We start from the raw sequence: 19,392 nt of genomic DNA, 5'->3' as shown, positions 1-19,392 counted from the left end.
CTCATCAAGCAAAACGCAGCGATAACTGCCGTATTGGGTTCCAGCTGATCCAAATTTCAAAGCCCAACCTTGGCAAGAAATTACAGCCAAAAAAGTACCCTATAATTCTGGCTGTCGCAACTTGTTCGCAAGGCAATTAACATTGCCGCTGACAACCTAAGTTGTTGATAACAAAAAAATATTCCTCGATAGCTCAGTTGGTAGAGCGCCGGACTGTTAATCCGTAGGTCCCTGGTTCGAGCCCAGGTCGAGGAGCCAAAAACAAGAAACGAATCAAGCACTTAGGCCTTTGGCTTAGGTGCTTTTTTCTTGTCCGCGATGGCTCATTGCAGCCCTTGGGCTCTGCATTGGTTCGGTTGGGTGGATGCAGAGGTCTTATATCGTAGACGTCTTCCTGTGAATCAATAAGTCCATGCCAATATTAAAATCCTCTTCTCTGCTAGCCATTGCCGCCGTACTGACTCTAACGGCCTGTGACGAGGCAATAGACACCCACCCCGCTCAGCTTGTCACCAAGCGCAGGGCGATTTTTAAAGAATTTACGCGCACCCTGGAGCCCATGGGCATGGTTGCCCGTGATCGCAAGGACTACAACCCGCGTGAGTTCCACGTCAGCGCATTGGCGTTGGAAAAGCTGGCGATGCAGCCCTGGGGCTATTTCACCCCGGACAGCAATTACCCGCCGACACACGCCAAGCCCGCCGTATGGATGCAGCCCACCGAATTCAAACAAGCACAGGAAAATTATCAAGCCGCGGTGAGCCAGCTCGTCAAGGCGGCAGAGGGCGGCAATCTAGACATCGTCCGAACGGCCGTCAATGATGTGCAATACAGCTGCAAAACATGCCACAACCAATTTCGCAAGGATTATTGAGGGCATATTCAAGCTACATTGCCTGAGGCTCACGTATTGACGATTTGGGCCGCAAGCAAAAGGAACTTGGAATGATGAACTTTGGATACAACGGACTTTTTGGCGTGCTGGTACTCGCTGGGGACATTTGGGCCATTCTCAACATTTTCCAAAGCGCGGTATCCAACGAAAAAAAATTGATCTGGATAATCGCGGTAGTGTTGCTGCCCGTTCTGGGTCTGCTGCTGTGGTACTTCCTTGGGCCGCGCAACGGCAGGTCGGGCTAGCAGGACGGCAGACACAATGAAAAAGGGCAGAGCTCATAACGAACCCTAGCCCTTCTAGGTGCTTCCTCAAGTATGGGAAGCGTCATGACGGCAACCCGTCAGTCAGGAGTGAGCGTAAGTGTGGTCCATTGTCATGTATGGGGCTCCTTCACCGAGGATAAAGACTCGGTCGCAAACAAATTCTGCGCCAGGTTTTTTGAGTAGTCAACCACCTCACTGGCACCACTGGTCAAATCCGTATCGGCGGAAACAGTATGCATATCAACCGATGCTGACAGGGCTATGGGTGAATGCGGTGTTCAGGTGGATTCGCGCAGTTGAAAACCAACGAAGTCACCTTCACTGGGAAAGATGTTCACCGATGTGACGACGGCATTTGACGGGCCACGCCTGGCCCATTCGACCATGCGGTTCACCTCGGTGGCCTCTCCCTGCACCACTGCCTCCACCGAGCCATCCAGTCGGTTTCGCACCCAGCCCCTCAAACCCAAGGCGTTGGCTCGAGAAACCATTGAACCACGGTAAAAAACGCCCTGAACGAGCCCGCAAATCACCAATCGGTACGTGACATCCGCCATTGCTGTTTTTGTGATCTATACAAAGGGCGACATGCTAGTGCAATGCAAGGCCATATCGACTCCAAATCAAAGTCGAATTATCGATCTGGACACCTGTTTACTTTTTCTCCAAATTTCGTATACTGTACAAAATAACAGTGTTTATCTTTGGAGATGCCGAAATGGATACAAATGAATGGGTGGCAAGGTGCTCTGCCCGCCTGCATGCGCAATGGCCGAGACTGCACCGAGGACAGCGCGATGAAGTTGCAAAGGATCTCTGGAATGACCAGCGGTGGCAACAGAGTGAGCCAGAGGTAGCAGTCGTCGAATGGTTGCGTGAGGGCATTCCTGTGCCAATCGGGAGTGAGCCGCAATGAAGCAGAGCTACTCCCAAACGCTGGATTTCAAGCACCACTGGAGGGTTCTTAATGTTTTGCCAGGGCGTCGAATTCTCGTGGCGATTTGGAGCTGGATGTAAAGGACAGCCTGTCTGCCGCTTCGTTATGCAGTCACATCGATAATTCCCCGCATGAGAATTAATCTGGATTGATTCACAATGGCCGTCATGTCATTGACGAGACAATTGAACCATGAGCTTTAAAACAGGTTCGTCGGACGCTATAGCGACTATACCGGGCAAGGTACACGATCAAATCGAGTACCGCGTTAGAGGGCGCATTCTGCATACGACGGCAAGAGGACCGTTTAAGGAACTTGTGGAAGAAATCCCCGCAACCATCAACGAATTCAGTCAGAGGCTGGCGCGACAGGGCCTATGGGGCCAGATCGTCACCTTCCAACAAAGCGCGTTCATGCCACCGGCAGCCAAACAGAATTTTGCTAACTATCTCAAATTGAGATATGAAAATCCGGAAATTAGGCCGGTTGTTGCCCTTGTTTTTGCACCCGACGTCGAAGATGGCGCATTGATGGCGCCAGAATTCTTGAATTGCTATCTTGATGCCGGGGTAAAAAGTCAGGTCTTTGAAGACTATGCCAGCGCGCGCGATTGGGTGGAGTCTGAAATCCACCATTTCTCGACGCGCATCGAATGGAGGGACCAATACAAGATCGGTGATCAGGCTATCGACGAACAACACCGGGAATTGTTCAAACGGGCCGCCTATGTCCTAGCTGCCACGTCCCATGAAGGGCAGGTCATATCCGCCATGCGACTTCTCCAGTACATGCGCACGCACCTCTCGCACGAAGAAGAAATGATGCGCCGCCTTCATTACCCTAAACTCAAAGTCCACACGCAGGAACATCTGGAAATGCTTGCCAGGCTCAACATCATTTCACTCAGGATTGCCAATGAAAACCTGGTTAAATCCGATCTGGAGGAACTCCTGGGAGACTGGTTCTTGACGCACATGGAGACGGCAGACACTGAATTGGCCCGATTCGCTAAAGCGTCCAGGTGACGCTCTCACCAGCCTAAGATCTAGGTGTCAGTTGAATCACTCATTGGTGACGGCATACTTCAAATTCCCAACCAGAAAAGGCAAAAACCAATGGTGCTGCTCGAATTTCTATGACGCCTTCCACCAAAAAGGAAAGCAAGAGCCCCTTTGTAGCTCGCATACTTGATGTCATCCGGTTCTGCATTGGTTCGGCGGTGTCCTCTTACAACTGTACCGCCTGTATGGGAGTTTCATGCTGATTGCATTCGTTGTCGTTGCCGGGCTCTGGGCTGGTTTACAAAATTCTCTGGCTGGCGGTGGTTCTTTCATCACCTTGCCGGTGCTGATCTTGTCTGGCATGACGCCACTGGCCGCCAACATCACGTCCACGGTGGCGCTATTTCCCGCTCAGGTGACCTCAGGCTTGGCAGGTCGGCGGCTCGTGACCGGTGTCGGCAGGCTGCCATTTTGGGCACTATTTTTGGTTAGCGTTCTTGGAGGGGCGCTGGGAGGATTACTGCTGCTGAAAACTCCTTCGGCAGTGTTCACACGCCTTGTTCCATGGCTGGTGCTATTTGCCACAGTCGTATTCGCTTGGGGCAGCTTTTTACGCAAAACCCGCGAGTCCACGGTTCACCTGGGGCCGCTTGGCGCAGCCGTCAGTCAGTTTGTGATTGCAATCTATGGCGGATATTTTGGTGGTGGTATCGGATTTTTGATGATGGCTGCACTCACAATGGCAGGGTTGCCGACCCGTAACGCCGGCGCCACTAAAAATGTTCTGGCCGGAGTCATGAATGCATCTGCCGTGGCACTGTTTGTGACCTCGCCACAGGTGCACTGGCACGAAGCGCTCGCACTCAGTGCTGGGGCCATCATCGGAGGCTTATGTGGTTCTTGGGCACTACACAGGGTCAACGAGAGAACACTTCGCATCCTGATCGTGTGCATCGGAATCTGCCTGACCATCGGGCTGTTCGTCAAGCCAATCTGACCACCCGTAACTGGCTGGGGCCTCTTGGCTTCGACGGATCGCCCGCTAAACTGACCCGCATGCAATTACCAATTACTGAAAGAAAAAATGTTTGACAAAAGCGGCCAATGGATACGCCTTGAAACGTTCGACGATTTTGACAACGGCTTGTCAGACCTGATTGACCTCTGGTCCAGTACCTCAAAGACGGCAACCAAAGCCGTCAAAGAATCAGCGCTTGCTCATTTCAAAGAAGACTTGGAAGCTGCTGCACTCAAATGGATCGACAACAGAGCCAAGTCCAAGAAATATGCTTCCATTGGCAAAGAGTTGGCTGAATTTGAAGAAGCGCTGACAGAAGGCTCAGGCGTTGCAACTGAAGCCGACAGCAACACCCCTGCGGCGCCTGCCAAGGCTAAGAAGCAAAAGGTCTGAGAACCCCAGGTCCCAAGGTCGAGGAGCCAGAACTCAAATCGAAGTCAAGCACTTAGGTTGTCAAAAACCTTAATGCTCTTCTATTCCGCGTTTGCTCATTGCCAGGCTTTGAGCCCTGCATTGGTTCGGTCTGGGGACCACCTGGCATGCCCGAACAGTCAAGTTTTTTTTGCCAGGTACTTGGTGAGCGCCACGCGGGTTTGCTTGCGCATCTGGCTGCGGAAGAAAGGAATCCAGCCCAGAATGAGACCGCCCAAGCCCATGGCCTGACGTGACCAGCGCCAGAAGTCAAAGGTATCCTTGTGCGTGGCGATCAAGCCTTCTGGCGTGAACGTGAATTCGGCTTCAATGATGTTGTGGACCACCCGTTTGGCAACCCTAAAACGGTAGTGCGCTTCCCAGTGAGCGTGGCCCGTGGTGTCATCGGCATGGATGTCACGGAATTCAAGCCGCCAGTCGTCGCGCCCCTTGCTCTTTGTGGCATCACACAGCATGTGCCACATACCACCCACTTCGCGCCGCCCCTTGAGCGAAAACGCCGGGTCTTCAAAGGTCGCATCATCGGCATAGCATTTGGCCATGGTGTCGGCATCGAGCGCTGCAAAGGCGCTGTAGAAGCGAATCAGGGTTTGTTCATTGTTGTTCATGGCCGAAGCATATATTCAAATCACCTGCTTCAAGGTCGGCACAGTGGAATCGAACACTACTGGCTCTGCATTGGGTCGACGGCCACCATGGATAATTCGCCCAATGAGAATCAATTTAGTCACACCATTCGCTGAGAAAGATGCCGTGAAGGCACTGGGAGCCCGTTGGGACGCCACCAAAAAGCTTTGGTACATCGTCGACGTGGCAGACCTGAGTCCGTTTTTGCGGTGGATTCCAAACTTGGCAGCGGCCACCGAAGACTCGACGGATGGGGCAACACGGCCCACCAAGAGCACCCCAAAGGCTTCAATCGATCAGTTCAAGGGACCCACCACCGGGGCCAGCCTTGAAGTGCCGCACTGTGGCTGCAATGTCCTGCCATGGGAAGATTGCCAGCACACGGGAATGCAGTAGGTCCCCAGTTGCATAAACCGCCTGCGCCATGAACAATCGTGGGTACCTGTTCAGTCAGCACGAGCAGCTAAGTTTCCCTAATGGCGCCGGTTGTTTGCCGATTGCCCCAAGAAACAAGAACTACTGAATGACATTCTTCAGTTCCCGATCACAAGGCCAGACACGTCAACACTCTTGACGCCCTTTACCTTTTCAGCAATCGATTTAACGAGGTCAATGGCATCTTGGCTGGGTAATTTACCCTTGAGTGAAACCACACCGCGCTTGGTTTTTACACTCACTTTGAATGCCTTGGACACGCTGTTTGCGAGGATTTCTGACTTCACTTTGGTAGTGATCCAGCTATCGGACACGGCCCGTTCAGCTTTGCTGACGGCATTGGATGGTGCGACGGCGGCATCATCGGACGCAGCTTGCGACATGTCCACGCTGAGAAAAAGCGCAGCGACGAAGAGCGTGGTTGCAACGGAGATTGCGTGGCGCGAGATTTTGCTGAGATTGTGGGTAGTAGTCATTGGTAACTTTCAAGTCTGTGTTTAAACATGGCGAACACCTGGCAGAGCGCAACTCTGCCATGCACCATGCGACTTGAGGGTGCCACAAGGCGTGACCAATTGTCTGTGCGGCAACACACAAAGGGTTCCAGCACGACTTGCTCAACCCCAAGCCGTTGTCCACGCTGGCGACCAGGTAAATAGAACTCGGCGCATTTGTAAACTTTGCATTCCAGTAGCCTTATGCTGATAAACCATATGCCGAAGGAAATTTCATGCTCATTAGCTCCAACACCTTGACAACCCGAAGGTGGCTTCAAGCCTCCTGGAGCCTGATTTTTTTAGGTGGGTCCGCGGGACTCGCGGCATTGATTGCCGGACCCGGATATCGTATGGACTGGTGGGGTCTAGGTGAAGGAATCAGGGTCATCGCCTGGAGCGGTATTGCCGCTGGTTCTGGGGTTGTGCTGGCACTTCTGTGTGCAGTCTTTGCCTACCGCAAGCACGGCCTCGCGATGGCTTGCAGGTTTCTTGCGGGGGCATTCATCTGCTGCCTGACTGCGGCTCCTGCTGCTTTCTATGGCGCCAAGGCCAATAACCTGCCGCGCATTCACGACATCAGCACCGACCTTGAGCGTCCTCCCGAATTTGTAGCCGTGCTTGCACTGCGGAAAGACGCCAAAAATCCGGCTCGATATGACCCCAAAGTCGCGCCGCTTCAACGTGCAGCTTACCCTGACATTTCGTCAATTCACCTGCAAAAGTCACCGGTTGCGGCCTTCAGGCTGGTCAATCAGGTAGCACAAGCGATGAAATGGGACATTATTGCAACTGACCCCAACAGTCTGCGAATTGAAGCCACTGCGACCACCCTGCTCTTCGGATTCAAAGATGATGTTGTCATTCGTGTGTCACCGGACGGAGCAAACAGCACGGTGGACATTCGCTCCCTCTCGCGCATTGGCGTCAGCGACATTGGCACCAATGCAGGTCGAATCCGGGACTTCACGAAGCGTCTTGAGGAGTTGGCTAGAGGTGGCTAGTGCCCAGCAAATTTCACATGGCGTTAGCCAACTCGTTGAGAAGTGTGGCAACCCCTGTCGAGTGCGCTCAGTGGATATCTGGCTGGCCGAACCGTGACTGGCAAGACTGGGTTGCTGACTGACCGACGGCTGCCCCATGAGGCAGCCTAGACAACGACCGGGATGGGCAGATAGCGCCGCAGGAACTCAAAACTGTCGCGCCAGCATCGAACGGCCTGCTCCCGCCAGAACATCACATGAAAACCGTGAGTTTCGCCAGGGTAATAGTGCGCACTGTGGGCTAACTGCAGCCGCTGCAGCGCCTGTTCAAGGCGTTGGGAGTCGGCCGCAACCGGGTCATCCAGGCCCGCGGCTATAAAAACAGACGGCAGAGTGGGTGCCACCGCCATCGCTTCGATCACACACAACGGGTCAGCCAGGGCGTGTTCCGCAGCGGGATGGTTGGCGGATTTACCCAGGTAAGAACGCGCCGCGTCTGTCGCGATACTGGCTGCGAATACCGACACCCCCGAACGACGGTAGCGCTGCGGCATGCTGGCTTGCAAAAAGCCGTAGTACAGCAGCGTCACGACCGGGCGCAGGCCGCGTTCAAATAACGGTGCGGCAAATGGCTCCGGTCGACGGGTACAGCATGCCAGCGTGATGGCAAGGGCCAGATTGGCACCGGCCGACTCACCGGCCAGCCCCATCTCCTGCCTATCGCCACCATAGTTCCCGACATGGTCTGCCACCCACAGCCAGGCGGCGCAGGCATCTTCAAGCGCGGCAGGAAACGGAAATTGCGGCGCCAGCCGATAGTCGATATTGCACACCAGATAGCCCCGCGAAGCATAGGCAGCGGCGAGTGCTCGATGGGTTCGCTTGGAGCCGATGGCAAATGCGCCGCCGTGCAAATAAATCAACACCGGATGCGGGCCAAGCCCTTGCGGCTGCAGGATATCCAGCCGCAGAGTGACGTCGCCATGGCGGGCATATTCAACGTCCTCAATCAGCGTACAGGTGGCCAGGCGCTCTTTCATCTGCGGCAGAAAGTCGACCATACCGGCAGCCGCATGCATGCCTACGTCCAGCGCGACGCGCCGTAACGGTTGTCGCGCGGCCATCATGTCCAGCCAGCGAAGCATACGGATTCTCCGATTTAAATTATTTGAAACGCCTCATTCACGTTTTTAAAGCAGACTTAGAACCTAGGACCCAAGCCCAAGCAGTTCAACCTCATCAAAACCAGCGAGACGACGCGCTTCAAAGTTGAACGGTGGACGTAGCTTGGGCACATCGTATTTCCTGGTCAAATCCACATAGGTACTGATGGGGTCGAGACCTCGCTGACTGCAAAGCCAGCGATACCAATGGTTGCCAGCGAAAACATGACCGATCTCATCTTTCAGAATGACATCCAGAATTTCACCCGCTTTTTTGTCGCCAACACTCACCAGTTTATTTTTAACTGCTGGTGAAGCATCAAGGCCGCGAGCCTCAAGGGTTCTCGGCACCAGTGCGATCCTCGCCAGAATATCGCCCTTCGTCTTTTCCGCCATTTCCCACAAGGTGTTGTGGGCGTCGAAGTCACCGTAGTCAAAACCAAGACTGAACAAGTGGTTGCGAAGGAGCGTGAAATGCGTCGCTTCTTCCTTGGCGATTGACACCCAATCGCGGTAAAACTGCGCTGGCATTCCTGAAAAACGCCAAACAATGTCCAGGGCTAAATCAATGGCATTGAGCTCAATATGCGCAATCGCGTGAAGCAAGGCCGCACGCCCTTCAGTGGTCTTGAGGGGGGCATGCTTGATGGCGGCAGGTAGAACCAGTCTTGGTCTGGCTGGACGACCCGGAATGCCAACCGGGGGCGGGATGTCAGACTCAGTGTCGATGGGAAGTTCAAGACTCAGGGCCAGTACGCCTTGCACTTTCTCAAGAGCATCCTGGGCCAGCAGCGGACAAATGACGGAAGTACGCAGGGATAGCATTTGCAAATTGTAGAGACAGCCGTCCACGCACACCCTAGCAGACCGGCTTTTAGGGAGCTCCGGGGTCTTTCACCCGGAAATCAAAATCGCTGAAATATTGAAGGTGGATCTTCAATTTCTTGTTGATTGCAGCAATTCCTTGCCACGTGTCGTGAATTTCCACCAAGGAAGGGCTTCGCCACATTTTAGATAGTGTGCTACCGCCATCAGCGCATACAAAACGCAGGGGTCGTGACGATGCCCCATGACAGGCTCCAACGCCTGAAAGGTTTCAAGGGGTTCATGCTCTGCCAATTGTTCAGGATTAAGAATACCCACGGATCGCAGGTCGCCCGCAATGGCTTTGCCAATATTAGGCAGGTCCTCCAGTCGGCATGGTCGCTTGTCCGAAACGCGTAGCATTGATGTACTCCCGGTTGAACTGTGGGTTACCGACTACTGGCCATCCGCCTTTCTCAGAGGCTACAGCAGCGACCGCCGCTAACAGACTCTTGGGTCACCCCTTTGACCCCAAAGCGAGTCTGACTTCTTCCGCGTCAATTGAGCGCGCGACGCCGAAGCCAGCGATCTGGCGGGCGCCAGTCACTTGAATAGCTACAAACATGAAATCACCAAGCTGGGTCATGGGCTCGGCGTCAGGAAATCTAGTGATGTAAGCGTCGCGGCAAGCCTGCCAATCAAGACTCCCCCGCTCCAGCATCTTGGCCTGCCCTTCCAAGGTAACTCGCGGCAATGCATGCACCGGCTCACCAGGCACCTCGGACTTCATGACCAATAGCGATACCGGCTCCCTGGCTTGCAAGTTGCGCGTATGGGCTGCCAAGCCGCTGACATGGATGACCAGGCAGCAAAGGTGCTGCTCGATGGCATAGGGAACCATCGATACAAATGGCGCACCATCATCGCCAACTGTTCCCAATGCGGCCACCCGCTGGGCGTTGAGCAAAGCGCGTAATTCTCGCGTCAATCTGGATTCATGAGCCATAAAGCTCCCAAACAGTTACATAACTATGACGCCTTGGCGCAGAACTTGGCTGACGGCCTGGTGCGAATGTTATGGGTTGTGATCGCCCAGTATCGCGCCACTCTCTTCATTATCAAAAGTCACCTACAGGTCCTGAAAACAGGTCGCGACAGCATCGGGAACTGCCCTCATTCGGCATAGACTGAACCGTTTCAGTTCTTGGCCTTCATCACATCCATGTGCGTGACCTGCAAGTCCAAAATGGCCTCCGGCTCCTGCGACTCCCGCGTCGTTGGGTTATCCAGCCCCTGGTGCAAGCGGGTCATGTCCAGATCCCCTGTCCATTTCGCCACCACCAGCGTTGCCACACCGTTACCCACCAAGTTGGTCAACGCCCGCGCCTCAGACATAAAGCGGTCAATTCCAAGAATAAGTGCCAAACCCGCCACTGGTACGCCCCCCACTGCGGACAAGGTGGCCGCGAGCACAATAAACCCGCTGCCTGTGACACCTGCTGCGCCCTTGGAGGTCAGCAGCAGCACGGCCAACAGGGTCACTTGCTGCATCAGCGTCATCGGCGTGTCCGTGGCTTGGGCGATGAAAACCGCTGCCATGGTCAGGTAAATCGAGGTGCCGTCCAGATTGAAGGAGTAGCCGGTTGGAATCACCAACCCGACCACCGACTTGCGCGCACCCAAGTTCTCCATCTTTTCCATCATGCGTGGCAACACCGATTCTGAAGACGAGGTGCCCAACACGATCAATAATTCTTCCTTGATATAGCGCACAAACTTGAACACGCTGAAACCATTTAAACGACTAACGATGCCCAATACCCCGAAAACAAAGATCAGGCAGGTCAAGTAAAACGCGCCCATGAGTTTGCCCAAAGAAAACAGCGAACCCAGACCGTATTTCCCGATCGTGAACGCCATGGCACCAAAGGCACCAATCGGAGCGACCTTCATGATGATGCCGACGATGTCGAATAACACGTGGGAAAACTTCTCAATGAAATCAAACACCATCGTGCCGCGGCCGCCGAACTTGTGCAGCGCGAAGCCAAACAATACGGAGAACAACAAGACCTGAAGGATCTCACCCTTGGCAAATGCGTCAACCACCGAGGATGGAATGACATTGAGCAGGAAATCCACAGAACCCTGCATCTTCCCGGGCGCCGTGTAAGCGGCAATTCCTTTGGTGTCCAGTGACATCGGATCCACATGCATTCCCGTGCCAGGTTGCAATACGTTGACGACGAGTAAACCAACCACCAAGGCCAATGTAGACATCACTTCGAAATAGAGGAGAGCCAGACCACCTGTCTTACCCACCTTCTTCATGTCTTCCATGCCGGCAATGCCGACCACGACGGTACAAAAAATGATTGGCGCGATGATCATTTTGATCAACTTGATGAAACCGTCGCCCAAAGGTTTCATCTGGGTACCCAACTGAGGATAGAAGTGCCCCAGCAACACGCCGATGGTGACGGCGAATATGACCTGTGCATAGAGTGACTTGTAAAGTGGCTTGCGCGCTGATGTCTTTGACATGACTTTGGCCTTGAACGGGTTTATAAAAAAGGTTGGTCATTCGCCTTCTTCGCGGGCACAACCAATCGGCGTACGGCAAGGCGGAAACGTCGCCGATCGTACGTACCCGTCGCTAACCCGCCAACTGTGGCGTTCAACAGTAGGGTTTACCCTTAGTTCCAAAAGAAACATTCGGGCTGGACCTCTACTCAGCTTGCAGAAGCCAACAGTCAGGAGGTTTTTTTGGTTCAAGTCCATGACAACTCACGCAAAAATCCATGGCTTGCTCAGCGACACTCGATCCAGTCACCGATGCGGATGCAGGGTCTTCCAGCGGGGCCAATCAGAGTCGCGCCCGTGCCGTTGTAGCGGTTCCCGAGATTGTCCCAGCAGCCACCTGGATCACATGTCGTCAGCACGCTCGGCGCGCTGGGAACTGCAATCGTTGGGGCCGCAGGCGCCGCCTTCACCGGCGCAGCGGCTTTGCGCTCTGCTCCGATTGAAATGGGTTCCTGCAAAGTCGGTGTCCTGTCTGACCGCCTATAACACGCTTGAAGAACCCGAGTCTTGGCAGCCGCAGTCGCCTCGACATTGCCACCACGGACAGCGGCATCGTAGTCCCGCATCACATCATTGCACACCTGCACACTGGCTTTTGGTATTGGCTCATGAGAGCAAGCAGCCAAACAGGCCGTTGCCAACAACATGGCAATGACAATCCGCGTTTTCATTGTCAATACCTGTGATCAAACACATAGCCAGCCGGCCAGCCGACGCGAACTTCTGCCCATGCTTGCCCTGGCCCGCCAACACAGCCTTTCCGACGACTTTATTTGAGGTGAAGCGCCCCGGCACCAAACAAGCCGATTAGTCCGATCATGATCAGGTAAATGGCCACAATGAAATTCAAGAGCTTGGGCATGACCAATATGAGAATCCCTGCAATAAGCGAGATCAGGGGTGTCAGACTGAGGTGAAGGTTCATGATATTTCCAATGCTGTTGAGTCAAAAAAGTACACACTTTGCATGATGTGACAGCGCCCCACCGCAGGTCTGTGCGCTGCCGTACCAAGTAAGCCAGACGTCTACTGTACCGTTGCGGCGATAGCGTGTGGGACAGAAGGCCCTGAGGCGCCAAGAAGGTAAAGATCGCTTTGAAACTCATGGCTGTAAAACTGCCTGCCACGCCAGGCGCAGTGCTGGATTTTCCTGTTGCTGCTTGTGAATTCGTCAGCGAATAGATCTATTGCGACAAAATCCAGTCGGCCAGATTCTTGAGGGCTACCGGGTCCTTGGTGTTGATAACCTTGTGTTCTTCCTCGGTTCCATCTTCCGTCTTGACCTTGGGTGCAGTCGTGATTTGCTGGATGACTTTTTCTTGTCCGTCCGGTTTGCCCTTGTACTTGAGTGCAATTTTTTTCAATGCCGGACCTGATTTTGTTTTGTCCACTGAATGGCACTTGGTGCACTCATTCTTTTTGAACAAGGCTTGAGCCGCGTCCACATCAACGGCGGCATGGGCCGGAAGCATGGTGGCGAACGCCAGTAGCGCAGAGGCGCCAACGAGGGAGAGGGAAAACTTCTTCATTTGAAACTCCTTAAAGGCCAGGTATAAGCCTCATATGCTCAACGCAATGCAAAAGCCATGTGATGACGACGGCAAATTTTGCTTACAAGACTTTACGCGTTAGCAACCTGACACTTCTCACTTGGCCCTTGTGCAGAACTGGACAAACGTCCATATGTCGATTAGTCTACGATTTCAAATTGATCGCCCCCCTGTGTTACTCAAACGGGGCAGCGAAATTACTCAATTCACAGAGGTCTATCCTTATGCAAATCGATGACTCACAAGAGCAAGAGAGACGTGAAACTGTTGAAGAAATTTCAGAATTGCTCGCAGTTGTCCAAGAAATGGGACGACGACTCGCCAACGAAACGCATGGGACTCCCTACGCGTTGGTACTGGAGCTTAACGAGCTTTTGCATCAAGCAAGGGCAAAGATAGAACAGATTCAGGCGAGTTCCCCAATCTCCTGACTGTCGAACTCATCAGTTGGTGGCCGATGGCCCCAGCCTTGATGCCGGGCAAGCAAACCGTCTCCAGCCAGCGCCGAGCTGCGTCCTCCTCATCAAGAGGCATGAAAGAAATGCTCCCGAGGATGACAGCGTTGGGGGATACATTCCTACATCGAAAAACAGCCGCTATTGTTAGCATGAACTCTTATTTAACCCTCGTTAAGGAGTCTTGCCATGAGCGTCGCCAAAGTCATTGAAGTCAGCGCCACCAGCAAAATCAGTTTTGAGGATGCCATTAACCAAGGTATTACCCGGGCTTGCGATACCGTCTCCAACGTGCGCGGTGCTTGGATCAAGGAACAAAAGGTCTCCATTGAAGACGGTCGCATCTCGGCCTATCGGGTGAACATGCAGGTCACGTTTGTGCTCGGCGGTGACAAGTAGGCATCGCACCGATCGCCAGCAACCGTACCCCCGTTGATGCATAGGAAGGTGCTTGCGTCATGACCGGCCAGGTCTTTTTTTAACTCTTGGGGTTCTGCATTGGTTCGGCTGGGGGATGCAGGGTGTGTGGCCGATGGCTATTGAATTTGGCCAGCAAGCTATTCCGGCGCCCTTACCCTTAAGAAGGAGGCAAAACGCGGCAAGCCCTTGGGGGTGCGATCGCGGTAGCGGTAGGTCACCAACGATCCCACCGGCGGTGGGTCGGCGCGCTGGGCGTCTGCAAAGCCAGTGCCCAAGGCAAACCGCTGGCCGTTGGACATCTCCAGCAGCAAGGCGCCCATGCGCCCTTGATTGCGGCCTCTGCCGGGCAGGTGCGCCACCACGCGCGCCTCTTCGTCGGGCATCGGTTTGAGTTTCAGCAGCACATCGCTGCGACCGGGCGACCAGAGGGCATTGGTGCGGTGCAAGACCAGTCCTTCGCCGCCATTTTGCACTGTCTGCTGCAACAAAGCCTGCAGCGCGGCAGCATCCGGCACGCGCTGTTGAACCACCACCTGCAGCCACGGCTGGCGGGCATTGGCCACCACCTGATTCAGGCGCTGGACGCGCAGGGCAAAAGTGTCGCTTGCACCAGGCAGGTCAAAAATCATGTAGCGCAATTCGCGCCATTCGGCGTCAACCGGCGTGTTGCGCCGAGCCATGCCAGAAAGACGATCAAAACTGCCTCGTCCCAACCACAACTCGCCATCCAACGCAGTGGCCGGCAAAGCGGAGGTGAACCAGTCGGGTGCCGCAATGCGCCGACCGCTGCGAGAACGCAAGGTGTGCCCATCCCAAAACGCGCGTACACCATCGAGCTTTTCACTGACAAGAAAAGCCGCCGGATCAACACCTGACTGCCAGTACTTGGCCAGCATGAGCGCGGGGGGCGATACGGATACGTCCTGCGTGTCGACCGCAGTCGTGTCTGCCACAGCGAACGCCCCAGGGGAAAACACCGAACCCAAGAGCAGCGTTAAACAGCTGAAAGGTCGGCTGATGAATGGATGGGCCATCGTTCTTTCTCCCGGCTACTGGTTTGTGAAAAATGCAGCAGCTGATCAAGCGCAGCGCAATTATGGAACGGTTGAATGGGCGCCGCAGGGGTGACCCGGCTGACCAGCTCAGGCCACCTGCTTGCGCTCCCCCTCCGACATGATGCGGTCAAGTGCCCGCGACACGATGGGTTGCTGGTCGATGACATGCAGGCGGCCGTGGCGCAGCAGCGCAGCCACCTCCCGCTCGGAGCGTACGAAGGCATCAAAACCATCGCGATTGGTAAACAGCAGGCGCGTGCGCATGGGGCTGACCCAGCTCAAAAGGCAGCGATGCTGCGTGTGTTCATCAAGCAAGAAATCAAACCACAGCCCACGTGTGAAAGATTGCGCCATGGCATCAAAATCATCCACCGAACCGGCCAGTTGGCCCGATCGGCGCTGCTCCAGCTCGTTCATCGCCTCCTTGCCAGCGTTCGCCTCCAATGCGGCTGACATGCTGTCCACCGACGCTGCTTGCGTCATCCGGATGGCCATCATATGGGTCGCAATCAGACGCCGGGTGAAGGTGGCGCGGGGCTCACCCACCCATTCGATCGCGTCCAGCCCCGCATTCAGACGACGCACCAGTTCGGGCAGCAGCGCCACCAACTGACGTCTCTCTTCGATGCGCGTTTTCGGCTGGGTCGACCAGATCAACTGGTCCATCGACGTCACGGCACTGTCCCACGGCGCCGCACTGGCTTGCACGTTCAGCCAGGCGCGCGCCAGTACCTCACGCCATTGGGTCGTCAGGAAGGGTGCCAGAAAAGGCGCCAGCGGCAACTCTGACGGCAGCGCCGCAATGCGGGCGTGAATCACCTCGTCGGCGTGCGCCAATGCCTGCTCAAATGACTCACCCACGCGTTCGTGGTCCACCGCCGGTTCAATCCGCCCTTGTGCCTGCTGCTCCGTTTCAAACAGGAATTCGGTGAACTCCGCCAGCAGCTCACTGAACAGGGCGAGGTCATCTTCAAACTCGGTCAATACGCGTTGGACCGTGTTCTCGATGCGCACATAAAGCGGGTCGCTCTCCCCCTTCTCGGGCGCCCAGGCAATGGACGCCTGCGCCAGCGTATCAACCAGCCGACGCGCCGGGTGATCGGCGGAAAGAAAAAAATCGCGGTCAATCATGGCCGCCTTGAGCACAGGAATCTGCAAGCGGCCAATCACAAACTTCATCTGCACGGGAATGGCCTGATCGGCAAAAACGAAATCAAACACTTCGGCCAGCGCATCCACCGTGCCTCGATCAAGTTCGGGGGCGCGACGGACCTCGTCGCGATCGCGCATCTGGCGCAGGACGTTGCGGTCGCCGGGATGTTGGCCGGGCAAAATCCGTTCGGCCGACTCGGCCTGCGCACCGGCTTGCAGATCACCCAGATAACCCATAAATTCAGGATCAGCCGACGCCAGGTAGGTGCGGGTTTCATGGCCATCCGCTGGCGTCCAGTCCGCGCCCTCACCGGCACCCGAGTCGTTCTGCCCGGACGACGAAGCCAGGCCCAGTCGTTGTAGAAACTGTCGCGCATGCGAGGCAATGCTGCGTCCGGCCGGCGCCAGCGCGTCCCATGCCGAGCGTGCCCGCTCAGGTTCCAGGTCACCCAGACCCGACCGCATCTCACCGCCTTGCAGGTGTGCATGCGCCGAGGCAGGACTCAAGGGCAGGTAGGAAGAGCCCGCACCTTCTGACTTTATGACGCGACGTGCGGGCTGCGCCGCTATGCCGGCGTGCGTCAGCATAGCGTTCAGGTCAGCGTACAAAGGGGTCAAATCAATGCTGTGCAGCGGGTCAAGCGACAACATCAGATCCTCAGTGGCCTGCTTGTCAAGCCCGCTGTTTTCCCAGGCCAGCAGAAACGCGCGCACAAACACTTCAGGGCGAAACGGATTGCTCGACAGCGCCGCCACGTCCCGCCCCAACAACACCCCCAGCCGCTGGGTCAGCGCACTCACACTGGCGTCGTAGTGCGCCGTGAAACGTTGTGCAACACGATCCACCAGCAAAATGCGCTCCACCTCGCACACGTCAATCAATGACAGGGTCATGCCATCGAGCGGGTCGGCCGACGTGTCATTGGCAACCGCGGACGCTGGCGCCTCGGGCAATACCGCGCGCATTTCCTCGTCCATCGATGTCTGCAGGGCGGCCTGGAAAGCCCGATTGAAGACGTCCGCCTGCTTGTGTAGCAACTGGCGGGCAGAGCGCAGGTTTTGGGCCCGAACCGGCGATGGCCGGGCGTCCAGCAAATCCATCAAATGCTCGCGCACCCGTGTCAGGTTGTCGTCTTCACGCTCGACAAAAAAGGCCAGCGTCTTGCCAATCAGGCTGCGCAGAAGGTGACGCGCCGGACGACGTAAATCACGGCTCGCGGGGTCGGAAGCTGAAAATGGGCGATTGGCCATCACTGTATTGCTAAGCGATCTCTGATATTTCCGGGCGGGTAGCGCCCGAACCACGAACCTGAAGCACCTTGACCGCTCATGCGCTTCGCGTAGCACCCCTGGCAAACCTCAGTTGTAAAGGGGGGCAACGGCCCATTTTAGACACAAGGCAATGCCCTTGTGGCCGGCTTGCCGCTCAATCCAGTAGCCGAGATGACCTGGGCACATGCGCCATCAAAAACTCCATCTGATCGGCCAGAATGCGACGGTTGCGCAGAATGAAATCTTCCCACAGGCTGGGCACATAAGGCGCGTACAACAGCGGCATGCCCGCCTGCTCGGGAGTACGGTGGCTCTTGCGGTGGTTGCAAGGGCGGCAGGCGGTCACCACATTCATCCAGGTGTCGATGCCGTTTTGTGCGAACGGGATGATGTGCTCGCGAGTGAGGGTTTCTTCGTCAAACTGTTCACCACAATAGGCGCAAAGCTGGCGGTCACGCGCGAACAATTTGGCATTGGTCAGGCCCGGCTTGAGATGGAAAGGATTGATGCTGGGCACGCCCTTGGTGCCAATGATGCTGTTGACGGTAATGATGGACTGCGCGCCGGTCAGCGCGTTGTGCCCGCCGTGAAACACGGCGATCTGCGCGCCCATTTCCCAGCGCACCTCGGCAGCGGCGTAATGAATCACCGCCTGCTCCAGCGAAATCCACGATTGGGGCAGCCCCTGGGCTGACAGCTTCAAGACTTTCAAAACACGCCTCCTGGATAAATCCTTTGACACGAAATGCAACCGTCTCTGGCAGTGGACAATAACGCTTTACCCTGCCTCTAAGACACAATATACCCTTTATGTGTCAAATTGACTGTCAGCGCTTAAGCGACCTGCGCAGTCTGCTATTAAAACAATAACGTCCCAATGAAGGTTTTCCGCGGTTTTCACCATCCCGACGTGGCCCAGGCTTGCGCCCTGACGATCGGCAACTTTGACGGCGTGCATCGGGGCCATCAGGCCATGCTGGCACTACTCAAAGGCGAGGCCCAGCAGCGCGGGGTGCCGAGCTGCGCCATGACTTTTGAGCCCCATCCGCGCGACTATTTCGCGGCCGCCAGCCACCAGCCTGATCTGGCACCGGCCCGCATCGGCACACTGCGCGACAAGCTGGCCGATCTGGCCTTGAGCGGCGTTGACCAGACGGTCATTCTGCCGTTTGACGCGCGCCTGGCGGGGCTATCGCCGCAGGCCTTCATCGACGAGGTACTGGTCAAGGGGCTGGGTGCCAAATATGTCTTGGTGGGTGATGACTTCCGCTTTGGCGCCAAGCGCGCGGGCGACTATGCTTTGCTTGATGCCGCAGGCGTGGCCCAAGGCTTTGACGTCGCTCGCATGAACAGCTACGAAGTTCATGGCCTGCGGGTATCGAGCTCAGCCGTGCGCGAGGCACTGGGCCAGGGCCGCTTGCAAGATGCGGCGCGTTTGTTGGGCCGACCGTATCGGATCTCGGGCCATGTGGTGCACGGCCGCAAGCTGGGTCGGGCACTGGGTTTCAGAACCCTGAACCTGCGCTTTGCCCACTGGAAGCCGGCTGCCAGCGGAATTTTTGTGGTACTGGTGCATGGACTGAGCCCGGCGCCGCTGGCTGGCGTAGCCAACATGGGCATTCGGCCGTCGCTGGACCCGCGCGATGTGAACGGCGGCCGGGTGCTGCTGGAAACCCATTGCCTGGACTGGCCAGATACCCTGGGGCCCGAGGGGGCCTACGGTAAAATTATTCGGGTAGAACTTCTCCATAAACTGCACGACGAGCTGAAGTACGACTCTTTGGACGCCCTCACCGCAGGCATCGCACAGGATTGCCTTGATGCGCGTGCGTACTTTTCAAAATAGCGC

At 55.7% G+C, this 19,392-nt stretch carries 23 protein-coding genes and 1 tRNA gene; 11 read left to right on the top strand and 13 right to left on the bottom strand.

Annotated elements, in window-relative coordinates:
- Positions 1–182 precede the first annotated feature (182 nt).
- The 3 genes from RFER_RS07320 (at position 183) to RFER_RS07310 (ending at position 1,140) form a co-directional block, all read left to right on the top strand.
- Positions 183–258: transfer RNA gene (locus tag RFER_RS07320), tRNA-Asn, on the top strand.
- 154 nt (positions 259–412) lie between these two features.
- Complete coding sequence (locus RFER_RS07315) at positions 413–874, top strand: c-type cytochrome (protein WP_011463756.1); 462 nt, start codon at positions 413–415, stop codon at positions 872–874.
- 71 nt (positions 875–945) lie between these two features.
- A complete protein-coding gene (locus RFER_RS07310) occupies positions 946–1,140 on the top strand; it encodes a PLDc N-terminal domain-containing protein (protein WP_244095828.1) in 195 nt (64 codons plus the stop codon).
- A gap of 299 nt (positions 1,141–1,439) precedes the next feature.
- On the opposite strand, the gene RFER_RS07305 is transcribed toward RFER_RS07310, so the two are convergent.
- Complete coding sequence (locus RFER_RS07305) at positions 1,440–1,718, bottom strand: acylphosphatase (protein WP_011463754.1); 279 nt, start codon at positions 1,716–1,718, stop codon at positions 1,440–1,442.
- Between the two features lie 572 nt (positions 1,719–2,290).
- On the opposite strand from RFER_RS07305, the gene RFER_RS22925 reads away from it, so the two are divergent.
- The 3 genes from RFER_RS22925 (at position 2,291) to RFER_RS07290 (ending at position 4,511) form a co-directional block, all read left to right on the top strand.
- Positions 2,291–3,124, top strand: coding sequence for a bacteriohemerythrin (locus RFER_RS22925; protein ID WP_011463752.1), 834 nt, complete (start codon positions 2,291–2,293; stop codon positions 3,122–3,124).
- Between the two features lie 232 nt (positions 3,125–3,356).
- Positions 3,357–4,097 (top strand): sulfite exporter TauE/SafE family protein, encoded by a 741-nt coding sequence (locus RFER_RS07295; RefSeq protein WP_011463751.1) that lies wholly within the window; start codon positions 3,357–3,359, stop codon positions 4,095–4,097.
- 87 nt (positions 4,098–4,184) lie between these two features.
- Complete coding sequence (locus RFER_RS07290) at positions 4,185–4,511, top strand: hypothetical protein (protein ID WP_011463750.1); 327 nt, start codon at positions 4,185–4,187, stop codon at positions 4,509–4,511.
- A 158-nt stretch (positions 4,512–4,669) separates the two neighbouring features.
- Here RFER_RS07290 and RFER_RS07285 read toward each other — a convergent pair whose 3' ends face one another.
- The gene (locus tag RFER_RS07285; protein WP_011463749.1) at positions 4,670–5,158 is read right to left on the bottom strand and encodes a nuclear transport factor 2 family protein; all 489 of its coding nucleotides are present in this window, start codon (positions 5,156–5,158) and stop codon (positions 4,670–4,672) included.
- 103 nt (positions 5,159–5,261) lie between these two features.
- Here RFER_RS07285 and RFER_RS07280 point away from each other — a divergent pair, with 103 nt between their 5' ends.
- The gene (locus RFER_RS07280; RefSeq protein WP_011463748.1) at positions 5,262–5,573 is read left to right on the top strand and encodes a DUF5710 domain-containing protein; all 312 of its coding nucleotides are present in this window, start codon (positions 5,262–5,264) and stop codon (positions 5,571–5,573) included.
- A gap of 137 nt (positions 5,574–5,710) precedes the next feature.
- On the opposite strand, the gene RFER_RS07275 is transcribed toward RFER_RS07280, so the two are convergent.
- Positions 5,711–6,088: a BON domain-containing protein gene (locus RFER_RS07275; RefSeq protein WP_011463747.1), complete on the bottom strand. Its 378-nt coding sequence runs from the start codon at positions 6,086–6,088 to the stop codon at positions 5,711–5,713.
- A 254-nt stretch (positions 6,089–6,342) separates the two neighbouring features.
- Here RFER_RS07275 and RFER_RS07270 point away from each other — a divergent pair, with 254 nt between their 5' ends.
- Positions 6,343–7,110 (top strand): DUF1499 domain-containing protein, encoded by a 768-nt coding sequence (locus RFER_RS07270; RefSeq protein WP_011463746.1) that lies wholly within the window; start codon positions 6,343–6,345, stop codon positions 7,108–7,110.
- Positions 7,111–7,256: 146 nt separating this feature from the next.
- On the opposite strand, the gene RFER_RS22920 is transcribed toward RFER_RS07270, so the two are convergent.
- The 7 genes from RFER_RS22920 to RFER_RS07235 form a co-directional block, all read right to left on the bottom strand.
- Positions 7,257–8,234, bottom strand: a complete 978-nt coding sequence (locus RFER_RS22920; protein WP_011463745.1) for an alpha/beta hydrolase — start codon at positions 8,232–8,234, stop codon at positions 7,257–7,259.
- 63 nt (positions 8,235–8,297) lie between these two features.
- A complete protein-coding gene (locus tag RFER_RS07260) occupies positions 8,298–9,077 on the bottom strand; it encodes a ferritin-like domain-containing protein (RefSeq protein ID WP_011463744.1) in 780 nt (259 codons plus the stop codon).
- A gap of 111 nt (positions 9,078–9,188) precedes the next feature.
- Positions 9,189–9,479 (bottom strand): helix-hairpin-helix domain-containing protein, encoded by a 291-nt coding sequence (locus tag RFER_RS23410; protein WP_011463743.1) that lies wholly within the window; start codon positions 9,477–9,479, stop codon positions 9,189–9,191.
- Positions 9,480–9,573: 94 nt separating this feature from the next.
- Positions 9,574–10,062 carry a HugZ family protein gene (locus RFER_RS07250; RefSeq protein WP_011463742.1) on the bottom strand — a complete coding sequence of 163 codons (489 nt, stop codon included), beginning with the start codon at positions 10,060–10,062 and terminating at the stop codon, positions 9,574–9,576.
- Positions 10,063–10,253: 191 nt separating this feature from the next.
- Complete coding sequence (locus RFER_RS07240) at positions 10,254–11,600, bottom strand: dicarboxylate/amino acid:cation symporter (RefSeq protein ID WP_011463741.1); 1,347 nt, start codon at positions 11,598–11,600, stop codon at positions 10,254–10,256.
- Positions 11,601–12,408: 808 nt separating this feature from the next.
- The gene (locus tag RFER_RS23405; RefSeq protein WP_011463740.1) at positions 12,409–12,564 is read right to left on the bottom strand and encodes a DUF3096 domain-containing protein; all 156 of its coding nucleotides are present in this window, start codon (positions 12,562–12,564) and stop codon (positions 12,409–12,411) included.
- 259 nt (positions 12,565–12,823) lie between these two features.
- The gene (locus RFER_RS07235) at positions 12,824–13,168 is read right to left on the bottom strand and encodes a c-type cytochrome (protein ID WP_011463739.1); all 345 of its coding nucleotides are present in this window, start codon (positions 13,166–13,168) and stop codon (positions 12,824–12,826) included.
- Between the two features lie 245 nt (positions 13,169–13,413).
- On the opposite strand from RFER_RS07235, the gene RFER_RS07230 reads away from it, so the two are divergent.
- Complete coding sequence (locus RFER_RS07230; RefSeq protein ID WP_041790338.1) at positions 13,414–13,620, top strand: hypothetical protein; 207 nt, start codon at positions 13,414–13,416, stop codon at positions 13,618–13,620.
- Between the two features lie 213 nt (positions 13,621–13,833).
- On the top strand, positions 13,834–14,043 hold the full coding sequence (locus RFER_RS07225; protein ID WP_011463738.1) for a dodecin family protein: 210 nt from the start codon (positions 13,834–13,836) through the stop codon (positions 14,041–14,043).
- Positions 14,044–14,201: 158 nt separating this feature from the next.
- Here RFER_RS07225 and RFER_RS07220 read toward each other — a convergent pair whose 3' ends face one another.
- From RFER_RS07220 to RFER_RS07210, 3 genes are all read right to left on the bottom strand, one after another.
- Positions 14,202–15,017 carry a DNA ligase gene (locus tag RFER_RS07220; protein WP_244095825.1) on the bottom strand — a complete coding sequence of 272 codons (816 nt, stop codon included), beginning with the start codon at positions 15,015–15,017 and terminating at the stop codon, positions 14,202–14,204.
- Between the two features lie 189 nt (positions 15,018–15,206).
- Complete coding sequence (locus RFER_RS07215; protein WP_011463736.1) at positions 15,207–17,522, bottom strand: DUF1631 domain-containing protein; 2,316 nt, start codon at positions 17,520–17,522, stop codon at positions 15,207–15,209.
- Between the two features lie 175 nt (positions 17,523–17,697).
- Positions 17,698–18,255, bottom strand: a complete 558-nt coding sequence (locus RFER_RS07210) for an HNH endonuclease (protein ID WP_011463735.1) — start codon at positions 18,253–18,255, stop codon at positions 17,698–17,700.
- Positions 18,256–18,420: 165 nt separating this feature from the next.
- Between RFER_RS07210 and RFER_RS07205 the strand changes: the two genes are divergently transcribed.
- On the top strand, positions 18,421–19,389 hold the full coding sequence (locus RFER_RS07205) for a bifunctional riboflavin kinase/FAD synthetase (protein ID WP_011463734.1): 969 nt from the start codon (positions 18,421–18,423) through the stop codon (positions 19,387–19,389).
- Positions 19,390–19,392 lie beyond the last annotated feature (3 nt).

The organism is Rhodoferax ferrireducens T118 (assembly GCF_000013605.1).
Taxonomy (GTDB): Bacteria; Pseudomonadota; Gammaproteobacteria; order Burkholderiales; family Burkholderiaceae_C; genus Rhodoferax; species Rhodoferax ferrireducens.
Note: the sequence above shows the minus strand (reverse complement) of the source record. Positions and strands in the feature narration are given on the sequence as shown.